Source organism: Streptomyces sp. B3I8 (assembly GCF_030816915.1).
Lineage (GTDB): Bacteria > Actinomycetota > Actinomycetes > Streptomycetales > Streptomycetaceae > Streptomyces.
Genome location: NZ_JAUSYN010000001.1, coordinates 181600 through 193204 on the forward strand (window position 1 = coordinate 181600; position 11605 = coordinate 193204).

10 protein-coding genes and 1 pseudogene are annotated in these 11605 nt (G+C 69.0%); 7 read left to right on the forward strand and 4 right to left on the reverse strand.

Translation table 11 applies throughout. The features are described 5' to 3' along the window. Positions 1-73 precede the first annotated feature (73 nt). Together QFZ64_RS00970 and QFZ64_RS00975 are read right to left on the reverse strand one after the other, a co-directional pair. Complete coding sequence (locus QFZ64_RS00970) at positions 74-478, reverse strand: nuclear transport factor 2 family protein (protein WP_307061266.1); 405 nt, start codon at positions 476-478, stop codon at positions 74-76. 102 nt (positions 479-580) lie between these two features. Next, positions 581-1450 carry an aldo/keto reductase gene (locus tag QFZ64_RS00975; RefSeq protein WP_307061268.1) on the reverse strand — a complete coding sequence of 290 codons (870 nt, stop codon included), beginning with the start codon at positions 1448-1450 and terminating at the stop codon, positions 581-583. 358 nt (positions 1451-1808) lie between these two features. Here QFZ64_RS00975 and QFZ64_RS00980 point away from each other — a divergent pair, with 358 nt between their 5' ends. From QFZ64_RS00980 to QFZ64_RS00990, 3 genes and pseudogenes are all read left to right on the forward strand, one after another. After that, the gene (locus QFZ64_RS00980; RefSeq protein WP_307061270.1) at positions 1809-2726 is read left to right on the forward strand and encodes an NAD(P)H-binding protein; all 918 of its coding nucleotides are present in this window, start codon (positions 1809-1811) and stop codon (positions 2724-2726) included. 468 nt (positions 2727-3194) lie between these two features. Next, a pseudogene (locus QFZ64_RS00985) lies at positions 3195-4053 on the forward strand (IS5 family transposase). A 33-nt stretch (positions 4054-4086) separates the two neighbouring features. After that, positions 4087-4344 carry a DUF6221 family protein gene (locus QFZ64_RS00990; RefSeq protein ID WP_307061271.1) on the forward strand — a complete coding sequence of 86 codons (258 nt, stop codon included), beginning with the start codon at positions 4087-4089 and terminating at the stop codon, positions 4342-4344. 1022 nt (positions 4345-5366) lie between these two features. Here the strand turns inward: QFZ64_RS00990 and QFZ64_RS00995 are convergent. Together QFZ64_RS00995 and QFZ64_RS01000 are read right to left on the reverse strand one after the other, a co-directional pair. Then, entirely contained in the window at positions 5367-6209 is an 843-nt protein-coding gene (locus QFZ64_RS00995; protein ID WP_307061273.1) for an alpha/beta fold hydrolase, read from the reverse strand. A 77-nt stretch (positions 6210-6286) separates the two neighbouring features. Continuing rightward, positions 6287-7117: an alpha/beta hydrolase gene (locus QFZ64_RS01000; RefSeq protein ID WP_307061275.1), complete on the reverse strand. Its 831-nt coding sequence runs from the start codon at positions 7115-7117 to the stop codon at positions 6287-6289. Positions 7118-7291: 174 nt separating this feature from the next. Between QFZ64_RS01000 and QFZ64_RS01005 the strand changes: the two genes are divergently transcribed. From QFZ64_RS01005 to QFZ64_RS01020, 4 genes are all read left to right on the forward strand, one after another. Beyond that, positions 7292-8011 (forward strand): hypothetical protein, encoded by a 720-nt coding sequence (locus QFZ64_RS01005; protein ID WP_307061277.1) that lies wholly within the window; start codon positions 7292-7294, stop codon positions 8009-8011. Positions 8012-8821: 810 nt separating this feature from the next. Then, positions 8822-9604, forward strand: a complete 783-nt coding sequence (locus QFZ64_RS01010; protein WP_307061279.1) for an oxidoreductase — start codon at positions 8822-8824, stop codon at positions 9602-9604. Positions 9605-9742: 138 nt separating this feature from the next. Next, a complete protein-coding gene (locus QFZ64_RS01015) occupies positions 9743-10369 on the forward strand; it encodes a TetR/AcrR family transcriptional regulator (RefSeq protein ID WP_307061281.1) in 627 nt (208 codons plus the stop codon). Between the two features lie 264 nt (positions 10370-10633). Beyond that, the gene (locus QFZ64_RS01020; protein ID WP_307061283.1) at positions 10634-11605 is read left to right on the forward strand and encodes an alpha/beta hydrolase; all 972 of its coding nucleotides are present in this window, start codon (positions 10634-10636) and stop codon (positions 11603-11605) included.

Consider the following 11605-nt stretch of genomic DNA (forward strand, 5'->3'; position numbering starts at 1 on the left):
CCGGGCGGGCGGGCGGGTCCATGGCTCGGCGCTCCCGCGCCCGGTGCACCGATCCGCCCGCCGGGACCCGACGTCAGCGTTCGCCGGGGAAGGCATCGCCGAACATGGGCATCCCGCTCAGGGATGTCCCACGGGTGGCTTCGTCCTGCAGTACATCCCAGTGCTCCTGGAGGCGTCCGTTCCTGATGCGGAAGATGTCGACAGCCACCGAGGCCGTGGGCTGCTCATTCCCGGAGTAGCGGCTGTGCAGCATGACCAGGTCGCCGTCGGCGCAGATGAATCCCGCTTCGTGCCTCAGCCGCGGAAGTGCCTTGACCAGGTTGAACAGTCCGTCCCGGCCGGGCGCGATGATCGCACTGTGCTGGATGTAGTCCGGGGCCCAGAACGTCTCGGCGGCCGCGAAGTCACGTTGGTTGAACAGCACGTCGAGCGCTTCCAGGACCATCGCCTTGTTGGCTTCGTGTCTGCTGGCGGACATCACTTCTCACTCGCTTCCATCGATGGGCGGGGTTGGTCATGCCGGTGGGTATCCGCGGCCGGCCCGGACGCAGCGGCCGGCCGGGAGCTCGCCCACGACGCCTCATACGGCGCGGCTCAGGGCCTCGAACACGGCATCGGTCAACGTCACCAGAGCCGCGGCGGCGTTCTCCTCCACGTGAGCGACCTTCGAGGTGCCGGGGATCGGCACCATGACGGGCGATGCCCTCAGCAGCCACGCCAGCGCCAGCTGGGACGGGCTGACCCCGTGCTCCTTCGCCATCCCGTCCAGCGGTCCGCCCGGACGTGCGAGCCTCCCCGTGGCGATCGGAAACCACGGGATGAATGCGAGGTTCTCCCGCTCGGCGTACTGCACCACGCCCTCGGCCGCGCGGTTGGCGAGGTTGTAGTGGTTCTGCACGGAGACGACAGGCGCGATGCGCCGGGCCTGCTCGAGCTGCTCGACACTCACCTCCGACAGGCCGATGTGCCGGATCTTCCCCTCCTTCCGAAGCCGCGCGAGCTCCCCGACCTGATCGGCCAACGGCACCTGCGGGTGGACGCGGTGCAGTTGGTAGAGGTCGATGCGTTCGACGCCGAGGTGACGCAGACTCAGTTCGGCCTGCTGCCGCAGGTACTCGGGACGTCCCAGCGGCCTCCAGCCGTCCGGGCCCGATCGGCTCAGGCCGCTCTTGGTCGCGATGACCAGCCCCCCGGGGTAGGGGTGAAGCGCCTTGCGGATCAACTGCTCACTGACGAACGGACCGTAGGAGTCCGCGGTGTCGATGAAGTTGACACCCAGGTCAACGGCTCGACGCAGCACACGGACGGCTTCCTGCGGGTCCGGGGTTCCCACACACACGCCGGGGCCGGTCAGCTGCATAGCGCCGAAGCCGAGCCGGTTGACAGGGAGATCCCCTCCGAGTCGGAGGATCCCCGCGGCGTCAGCGGGACGCGAATCTGCGGATACCATGATCGATTTTCCCTTTCGGAAAAGCCGCCCGCAACGATGGGAGGCGACGTCCGCGGACGGGCCGGGCCACCGCGCCGGCCACCGTCACACTCCCACACCCTAACCGATCTGACTTTTGTTTTGCACAGTCAGATCTGGCGTGTACATTGCTGACTATGGGAAACAGAAGCTAGCAGGGGGTGCCGGAACGCAGGACTTTTTCACGTCCGACAGCACCGCACCCTCAGGAGCCACGGCCTCATCCCTCGCGGCCGCCCCACTGATGCACGAGCTCTCGCATCAGGCTCCCGGTTCCCCACTTCCGCATCCCTGCCCCCCACGATCGCGAGAGCCAATGGCACTCAGAAGGGACATCGCAATGACCACCCAGGACGACCGACTCTTCCTCATCACCGGAGCCACCGGCACGACCGGAGCCGAGACCGTGCGGCTCCTGCTGGAGCAGGGGCACCAGGTACGTGCCCTCGTACACCGGGAGGATGACCGCTCCCACGTGTTCGCGGCCGCGGGCGCCGAGATCGTCGTAGGCGACCTGCTCGACTTCCACGATGTGAGCGCAGCGATGCGCGGGGTCAGCGGAGCGTACTTCTGCTACCCGATCCATCCCGGCCTCCTGGACGCCACCGTCGTCTTCGCCCAGGCCGCCACCGAGGCCGGCGTCACGTCCGTGGTCAACATGTCCCAGATCTCCGCCCGCCGCGAAGCCGTCAGCGACGCGGCACGCCAGCACTGGCTCGCAGAGCGTCTGCTCGACCGCACCCCGCTGCTCACCACACACCTGCGGCCGACCCTCTTCGCCGAGTGGATCAGCTGGTGGTGGGGGCGGCAGGACGACGAGGGCGTGCTGCGGCTTCCGCTCGGTGCCGGTCGGCACGCCCCCGTCGCCGGCGTGGACCAGGCGCACGTCATCGCCGCAGTCCTCGAGAACCCCGCGCCGCACGACCGGCAGGCCTACTCCCTGCACGGGCCGGTGGAGATGGACCACCACGAGATCGCCGAGGCGATGTCCCGCGCTCTGGGCATTCCGGTCACCTACGAACCCACCGAGGTGGAGGAGTTCGCGGAGGGACTGGCCTCCCTGGGCAAGCCGGCCCACCTGATCCAGCACCTGAGCAGCATCGCGATCGACTACCGCAACGGGATCTTCCAGGGCACGAACAACCTCATCGAGGTCATCGGCAACCGCACTCCCCTGACCGTCGAGGAGTTCGTCACCGGCCGCAAGGACGCCTTCGCACAGAACGGCTCGCACTTCGTTCCCATCAAGACGAGCTGAAGGCTGCCCCTGAGGCCTGGCCTTCGGGGTTTCCCGCAGGCCGCATCGACGGCCGGGGACCAAAGGGGACGCCGAGGTCCTCGGGTCCCCGGCCTCCGATGCGCCGCGGAGAGCGGCAACGGTTGCGGCCGACGGGCGCGGCGCGCCGACCGTCGTGGTGTTCGCCGGCGAACAGATGCACGGTCACCTGCGGGCTTCCGCTGTGTGGGCAGGCGTTCGTCACGAGTTCTGTGACGATGAGCGCGAGGGCTTCAGCCGCCGGTCCTCCCTGGCGCCAGGCGTGCACTGTTCTTCTGGTGAACGCGCGCATGGCGGGCACCGCGGCGTCGGTGGCAGCCATCGGGCAGATGGCTGACGTCATACCCGTGGCTGCGGGTGGCCGCGCAAGCAGAGGGCTGGTGCTCATGACGTCCCATCTCCCCGGGACCAGGGCGTGTCTCTTTTGATCGGTTGGTCAGTTGATCGGATGTGTCTGTCCGATTAGTGATCACTGATGCGATGTGGGACCGGATCGAGCCACTGATGCCGGCTGATCCGGTCCGCGGTCGGCAATGGGCCGATCACCGCCGAACCCTGGAAGCCATCGCGTGGAAGTACCGCACCTGCTCGCCCTGGCGGGACCTTCCGGACGAGCTCGGCCCGTTCCAGACTGCTCATAAACGGCTGATCAGGTCGCCCTGGACGGCACCTGGGAACGCATCCTCGCCGCAGTTCTGGCAGCAGCCGACGCTGATGCCGACATCGGCTGGACCATCTCGGTGGACTCCACCGTCTGCCGGGCTCATCAGCATGCCGCCGGTGCGAGGGAGAAGGGGCGCCGGACCGGGCTGAGCCCGAGGATCACGCCCTCGGACGCTCCCGCGGCGGCCTGAGCACGAGAGTCCACCTCGCCGGCGACAACCGTGCACGGCCCTTGGCCATTCGTGTCACCGCAGGCCAGGCGGGCGACGCCCCTGCCTTCGAGACCGTCATGGCAGGCATCCGCGTTCCGCGAAGCGGACCCGGACGACCCCGAACCCGGCCCGATGCCGTCCTGGCTGACCGCGCGTATTCATCCCGCGCGATCCGCAATCACCTCCGACGACGCGGAATCCGCGCTGTCATCCCCCAGCCGTCCGACCAGGTCGGCCACCGGCTGCGGCGAGGCCGCGACGGAGACCGCCCACCGGCCTTCGACGCCGAGGCCTACAAGCAGCGCAACGCCGTCGAACGGTGCATCAACCACCTCAAACAACGGCGCGGCCTGGCCATGCGAACGGACAAGCTCGCCATCGCCCACCAGGCCGCACTCCACCTCGCCACCATCCTCATCTGGACAGCCGCGTGACCGCCGAAGCACCTTGCCCGCGAAGATGGCCGCATGAATGGCCTTGTGGAGTTCCTCATCGCACGCATCAACGACGACAACCACGCCTACGCCTACGTGGCCGGCACCCTGGGCGGCGAGGCCCTTCTCGACAGCCACCTCCCCATGCTCGACCTGATCGAGCAACTGGCGAACGACTACAAAGCCATGGACCCCTCCGACTCCCGCTCGGCCGGCCTGGCATACGCGCTGCGAGTCCTTGGCCAGTCATACACCGAACACCCCGCCTACCAGCAGGAATGGCGCCCATAGCCTTTCAAATAGCCTTTCAAGGAGACAGCCCCTGAATCCAATGAGGTCCTGGCGATGAGCCGAGATGATGGGCACGGTGGGCCCACGTCGATCAGCAGCCCAGTGAGGGGGCGTCCCTCGGATGGCGGGCCCCCGGCCGGCTCGGGGGTGGGCCGGCCGGGGCCGATCGGGGGGAGGCACGCGGAGGGCTGGTCCTTGGGCCTTTCTCCGTCCTGAGTGAGGTCAACCACGCATCAGTCCGCTTTTCGCACCGTGCGGTGGGAGGGCCGGTCGACCTGAGAGAAACGGGGCAGCGCCGGCCCTTTTACGGGGCGGAGAAGGTGGCCCACTGACCGACTGTACGGAAGCCCAGGCACTCGTACAGACGTCGGCCCGCCTCGGTGGTGTGGAGGTACGCGGCCCGCGCCCATGACCCGCCCTTCCCTCAGCATCCGCTCGGTCATCACCCGCGCGTAGCCGCGTCTGCGGAAGAGCGGAAGCTGCCATCAGGGTGGGCGAGGCGACCTCGGTGAACACGTGCTGCGGCACTCCGAAACCGGCGGCAAGCGTCGCGCTGAACACCTTGTGATCGCTTGCCCGGGCGCGCCGCACCCCCGCTGAAGCCCCGCGCGTCGGCGTCGGCTCGTTGCTGGTGAACGGTCTGAGCATGAACGGCTGTTGCGACCGGACAGTCAGCCCGTGGTGCTCGGCGACCTCCACCATGACGGTGGTCGGCTCGCCGCGTATCTGGATACTCCACGGGACGGTGGTCAGTTCCCTGGCCGTCAGGGCGGCCAGTTCAGCGATCCCGGCGGCATCGGGACGAGCAGCCACGTTGAGCATGCCGTTCAGGGCGGCCACGGGGCCCCGGTGGCTGCCGGCACGCTCCGCTCTCGCCGCGTTCGGCCGGCACGCTCATGTCGTAGGAACCCTCCTTCGGGCTCGGGCGACCGCCAGGTCACCGGAGGCCGTACCCGCCCCGTCACGGCCTCCCGGGACGCTGCCCGGGAGGGGCGGCCGGGAGGCTGTGACGGGCCCGGTGATCAGTGGACGGTGGTGTGTGCCGCGTCCTCGATCACGTGGGTGACCGTGCCGGGGTTGGTGAGCAGGACGTCGTGCGGCGCGTCGACCTCACTCGTGTGCGAGTGGGCGCGCCGCGCCATGAAGCGCTCCGCGGCCGGCGGGATCAGGTGGTCGTCGCCGGCCACGAGGTACCAGGAGGGGATGGTCTTCCACGCCGGAGTGCCGGAGGGCTCGCCGAGCGCCTGGGGGGTGACGGGCCGCTGGGTCGCGGCGAGCACGGCGGCCTCCTGAGTGCTGCGGCCGTTGCTGAGGAAGACGTCGCGGAACTTGTCCGGCTTGATGTAGAGGTCGACGTTCGTGGCGCCGTTCTGCGCGAAGGGCACCGGGTTCAGCGCCGTCGGGATGGAGGCGTTCGGGTCGTCGCTGAGGTGGCTGCCGGGGAACTTCGCGGTCAGCGCGGAGGCGGTCTCGTCCTTGTCGGGGGCGAAGGCCGCCAGGTAGACGAGGGCGGTGACGTGCGAGTTACCGGCGGCGGCCTGGGTGATCAACGAGCCGCCGTAGGAGTGGCCGACGAGCACGATCGGGCCGTTGACGGTCTTCAGGTAGTCGGCGAGGTAGGCGGCGTCGCTCGACAGGCCGCGCAGCGGGACCGCGGGAGCGGCGACCGGGTAGCCGTCGTTCTGCAGCCGCTTCGCCACGCCCTTCCAACTGGAGGCGTCGGCCCAGGCGCCGTGCACGAGGACCACCGTCGGCTTGGGTGTCTGCGGGGTGGTGGCGTCGGCCGTCTGGGTGAGCACCCCGGTGGCCGCAAGGCCCGCTGCCGCAGTCGCGGCCGCCGCGATGGTGAAGGAACGACGGTTCATGACGTGAGTACTTCCTTGTGTGATTGAGGGCAGAGGCCGGGCAACTCCGGCCTCTGTGCCGGGAAACGCCGGGGCTGTCAGGTGAGCGGCGTTTTGAGGAGCAGTGCGCGGTTGAGGGCCCAGTCCATGGCGTAGTCGGCGACCTCCCGCCAGCCGTCCTGGCCGATCGTGAGGTGGGACCGGCCGGCGAACTCCTGGTAGTCGGTGAGTGCCGCGGACTTGCGATACAGGCGGGCGTTGGCCCGGTTCACCTGGGGCGGCACAATGTGGTCCGCGCCGCCCGCGATGAACAGCAGCGGTGCGCGCCTGTCGTTGCGGAAGTCGACACGGGTGACCGCCCGCGGAGTGAAGTTCGCGAAGGCGCCCTGGAAGAGCACCCGGGCCGAACCGGGCACGTGGTAGCGGTCGTAGGCGGCCAGTGACTCCTCTTCGCTGAGGGTGTTGGCGAACGCGTAGTGGAACTGCCGGGGGGAAAGCCCCATCGCCTTGCCCTTGTTGGCCGGGCTCCGCAGTACCGGCCAGGTGGAGCGGAGCGTGGACAGCGGCAGGGGCAGCACCCCCTTGACCGCCGCCGAGTCGATGGCCACGCCTGCGGCGCCCAGGCCGCGGTCGAGGAGCAGCTGGACGATGGCCCCGCCGAAGGAATGACCGATCAGGAGGGCGGGTCGGTCCAGGTTGCGCACGATGGCCTCGTAGTGGTTCACCACCTCCTCCAGGCCGATGCCGGCCATGGGCGAGGGGTCCAGTCTCAAGTCCTCGACCTCCCCCTCCACTCCGGGCCAGGCCGGAGCCAGTACCCGGAGCCCCTGGGCGGTGTAGTGCGCGACCCAGTGCTCCCAGCTGCGAGGAGTCACCCACAATCCGTGGATGAGCACCACCGCCGGGGCGTCGTGGGCATCGTTGATCATGTCGGACTCCAAGAGGGAGAACGTTGTGTCTCCCTAGGACGCTAGGCAGGCGCGGTACCCCGAGTCAAGGGCGAGTAAGGCAAATATGGTTTGATTCTCAAACTAACCCTACAACGGCCTGACCGAAGCCGGCGTCCGCCGCCGTGAACGCATGAACACGAAGAGGAATCCGACATGTCCGATCTTCTGGATCACGCCCTGCATGCTCACGGCGGTCTCGACCGCTGGCGACAAGTTGGGTCGATTCACGTACGGGGCTCCGTGGGCGGGCTCCTGTGGGGCTCGCGCGGACAGGAAGGGATCTTCGCCACCGCCGACTTCACCCTCGACGTACGGCGCCAGCACCTCGTCTACCACGATTTCACCGGGCCCGGACTGCGCGGGGTGTTCACTCCCGGCCGGGTGTCGATCGAGGATCGCGCGCGCAACGTGCTCACGCAGCGCCGTTCCCCGCGCATGGCCTTCACCGGACACGGCCCAAACTCTCCGTGGGACCAACTGCACGCCCTGTACTTCGGGGGCTATGCCATGTGGAACTACCTGACCACCCCCTTCCTGTTGACCATGCCCGGTGTGCAGGTGGAGGAGCTGGAGCCGTGGGAGGAGGCCGGTGAGAGATGGCGCCGGCTGCGCGCGGTGTTCCCCGATGACATCGCCACGCACAGCAGGGAGCAGGTCTTCCACTTCGACTCCACCGGTCTGCTCCGTCGGCACGACTACGCCGCGGAGGTTCTCGGTGCTGCACCGGCCGCGCACTACGGCGATGCCCACAAGGAGGTCTCCGGTCTGGTCTTCCCCACCCGCCGCCGTGTCGTCCCCGTCCGCAAGGACGGCCTCTCCGTACCGACGCCGGTTCTCGTCGCCATCGACCTGACACAGATCACCGTCCGCTGATCAGGAGCCGGGCCAGGTCGGGGGTTCGGGCGAGCAGTCGAACCCCGTGGGCCTCGGCGCGTGAAGCCTCGGGTGCCGCGGCCACGGGAAGCCGAGCATCCCGGACCGGCCGACCGACACCTCCACGGACATCTGCACCGGACAGGCCCCAGGATGCACGGCCTGGGCCTGTTGGCCACCCCGCTCGCCCGGCCGACGGCATCTCGGTGTCCGACCACGCCCTGGCCCTCATGGGCCGGGATCCGCGGTGGAGCCCGGAACCGGCGCAGAGGCGTCGCGGAACACCGGACCGACGGCCGACCGCGGCCTACCGCCCGGACGGGCACCATGACCGGCAGACCCTCTGGCTTCCATGATTGACAGTCAGACCATCCAGGGCTAGCTTTTGCTTCTTAAAGCCAGGCGGGGGCGACACCCGTGGGCCGGACGCTCAGGTACGAGCGGGAAGGCCCCGCCGCGGCTGCCCGGCTATGAACGGCGCCGCCGGTTCGGGGTCACAGATGAATCCGTGACGACCCAGGTCCGGGGCATGCCCGACCGCACGGAGGACGCCTTCCAGGCCCTGCTGGAACAAGGCCGGCGCGCGGGAGAGATCAGCACCACACGTGATGCGAAGGCGCTGGCCGGCCTGCTGCTCAACACGGTGGCCGGCATGCGGCTCCATGGGCCGTGTCGATCCGGGGCCCGACCCGCTCGCGTGAGTGATCGACACCACCATCGGCCTGCTCTGACCGCACTCGCGCGACAACGGCCGGGACAGGTGCACCCACACCCAAAATTTTGTACCGCTTTCAAGAAAAGGATGTCTTCATGGATCTGAAGCTCGCCTCCAAGACTGCCGTCGTCACCGGCGCCAGCCGCGGCATCGGACTGGCCACGGTCAAGACACTCATCGCCGAGGGCGTCCGCGTCATCGGCGCCTCCCGCACGATCACCACCGAACTCAAGGAAACCGGCGCCATCGGAGTGGCCGCCGACCTCTCCACCGCGGAGGGTGCACACACCCTGGTCGAGCAGGCGCTGGCAGAACTGGGCGGAATCGATCTGCTCGTCAACAATGTCGGCGGCGGCGACGACCTGGCTGTCCAGGGCTTCCTCGGCACCGACGACGAGAAGTGGACGTCCATCCTCGACATCAACCTGCTCAGCACGGTCCGGGTCACCCGGGGCGCCCTGCCCAGCCTCGTGTCGCGCAGGGGCGCCATCGTGAACGTGTCCACGGTCGCCGCTCGTCTGCCGAGCCTCGGCCCGGTGGCCTATGCCGCCGCCAAGGCCGCGGTCACCGCGCTCGGCAAGTCCCTCGCGGAGGAGTTCGGCCCGCAGGGCGTCCGCGTCAACACCGTCTCCCCCGGCTTCGTCCGCAGTTCCATCTACGACGGCCCGGAGAAGTTCGGCGGCCGGATCGCGGCGGCCTTCGACATGGACATCCCCACCTTCCTCAGGCAGGCGCCCGGAGCGCTGGGCATCACCACTGGCCGGTTCGTCGAGCCCGAGGAGATCGCGTCCGCCGTCGCCTTCCTCCTGTCCGACGCCGCGGCCAGCATCACGGGTGCCGACTACCTGGTCGACGGCGGCCAGCACAAGGCGGTCTGACCGCCGCATGCGCGGGCGGCGGTCAGACCGCCACCATGTCCGCACGACCGGATACGAGCGCTTTTTGCCAGGAGCGTACGATTGACTTGACGTCAGTCATTCGGTCGTGCGGACAGGCGCGACGACAAAGGAGCGCCGATGGGAACCCCCGCCACCGCCACCGCCAAGAGGAAACGGGTCGCCAAGCCGCCGGAGGAGCGCCGCAAGGACATCCTCGACGCCGCGGCCGAGGTGTTCGCCCGTAAGGGCATCGCCGACGCCAGGATCGAGGAGATCACGACCCTCGCCGAGGTCTCCAAAGGCACATTCTACCTCTACTTCAAGACCAAGGACGAGGCGGCCGCCGCCCTGTGGGAACGCCACATGGACGACTTCGCCGGCGTCGGCGCGAAGATCCTCGGCGATATGGACGTGCCCCTGGGCAGCCGGCTCGTGGACGTCCTGGAATCCCTCTGCCGGTTCGCGCTCGACCACGCCGACCTCCACCAGGTCCTGTACGACGGGGCGGGCGCCCAGGAAGTGCACGCAGCCGCCAACGAACGTCTGATCGGCATGATCGCGGCCGCCGCACAGGAGGGCGTCCAGAGCGGCGAAGTCACCTGCCGGCAGCCGGACATGATGGCCCGGGCACTTTTCCACGGGTTCTGCGGGGCCGTCACGGACGCGATCACCGGCTTCGCGCCCCTCTCCCACGAGGAAGTGGTGACGGCCTCGGGTCACATGACCCGTGCCGTGTTCGGGCTCAAGGAAACCGGGCGCGGATAACCTCGCACCCGGCACCAGGGATGTAATCGGCTCCTCACCTGCGGGGGCGGCCGGCAGTCGTCTGCCGGCCGCCCCCGCAGGCGTTCGGCCCGCCGTGCGCCTGCCGATCCCCACGGCCGGGGCATCACTGGGACGCGCATCACAGCACCTTCCAGAACCGCGCGAATGACTGCCGGTCAGTCACTGGTAAGCTGACTTCACAACCTGCAAGTCAGCAGGTGTCGAAGCCGCCGCCCTCTCGTGCGGCCTGTCCCTGAGGTCACCATGTCCCACGCGAAGTACCCCGCCCCGCCGTTCGACCGCGAGCTCAAGCCCGTCCTCGATGTCGTTCTGCAGTCCTTCAACTCGTCGCTGTACCCCGAGGACATCCCGGCACTGCGTTCCGGCGGCTTCACGCCCGGCGTCGAGGAGCTCATCAAGGACCGTCCGATCGAGCACTTCGAGCGCACGATCCCCGGTCCCGAGGGTGCCCCGGACCTGCTTGTCTCCGTCTTCCGCCGCACCGACCACCGCACCCCCGGCCCGGGCTTCTTCTTCACCCACGTCGGCGGGCTGATCTTCGGCGACCGCTTCGTCGGGATCGCACCGATCGTCGACTACGTCGAGCAGCTGGACGCCGTCGTCGTCACGGTGGAGTACCGGCTGGCCCCGGAGAACCCGGCTCCCGCCCAGGTCGAGGACTCCTACGCCGCTCTGAAGTGGACCGCGGAGCACGCCGAGGAGCTCGGCTTCGCCGCGGACAAGCTGATCGCGGTCGGCGGCAGCGCGGGCGGTGGCGTGGCGGCCGCCGTCACGCTCCTGGCCCGGGACAAGAACGGCCCTTCCCTGGCCGGCCAGCTGCTCATGTACCCGATGCTCGACGACCGCAACGACACGGTCTCCAGCCACCAGATCGACGGCATCGGCGTCTGGGACCGCAACAGCAACCTCACCGGCTGGAACGCCGTCCTGGGGGACCGCCGCGGCACCGACGACGTCTCCCCCTACGAGTCTCCGAGCCGGGCCACCGACCTCTCCAACCTGCCGCCCACCTACATCGAGGTCGGCAGCGCGGAGGTCTTCCGTGACGAGAGCGCCGCGTACGCCTCGTCGATCTGGGCGGCCGGTGGTTCGGCCGAACTGCACATCTGGGCCGGCGGTTTCCACCTCTACGAGCTCGTCGCCGCGGACACGGCCATCGGCGTCGCGTCCCGTGAGGCCCGCACCAACTGGGTGCGCCGCACGCTGGGCCTCTGA

Bases quoted from the DNA above. Each gene is read 5' to 3' on its own strand.
- QFZ64_RS01020 (WP_307061283.1), top strand. From the start codon at position 10,634: ATGTCCCACGCGAAGTACCCCGCCCCGCCGTTCGACCGCGAGCTCAAG.
- QFZ64_RS01005 (WP_307061277.1), top strand. From the start codon at position 7,292: ATGTCCGATCTTCTGGATCACGCCCTGCATGCTCACGGCGGTCTCGAC.
- QFZ64_RS01015 (WP_307061281.1), top strand. From the start codon at position 9,743: ATGGGAACCCCCGCCACCGCCACCGCCAAGAGGAAACGGGTCGCCAAG.
- QFZ64_RS00990 (WP_307061271.1), top strand. From the start codon at position 4,087: ATGAATGGCCTTGTGGAGTTCCTCATCGCACGCATCAACGACGACAAC.
- QFZ64_RS01010 (WP_307061279.1), top strand. From the start codon at position 8,822: ATGGATCTGAAGCTCGCCTCCAAGACTGCCGTCGTCACCGGCGCCAGC.
- QFZ64_RS00970 (WP_307061266.1), bottom strand. From the start codon at position 478: ATGTCCGCCAGCAGACACGAAGCCAACAAGGCGATGGTCCTGGAAGCG.
- QFZ64_RS00980 (WP_307061270.1), top strand. From the start codon at position 1,809: ATGACCACCCAGGACGACCGACTCTTCCTCATCACCGGAGCCACCGGC.
- QFZ64_RS01000 (WP_307061275.1), bottom strand. From the start codon at position 7,117: ATGATCAACGATGCCCACGACGCCCCGGCGGTGGTGCTCATCCACGGA.
- QFZ64_RS00975 (WP_307061268.1), bottom strand. From the start codon at position 1,450: ATGGTATCCGCAGATTCGCGTCCCGCTGACGCCGCGGGGATCCTCCGA.
- QFZ64_RS00995 (WP_307061273.1), bottom strand. From the start codon at position 6,209: ATGAACCGTCGTTCCTTCACCATCGCGGCGGCCGCGACTGCGGCAGCG.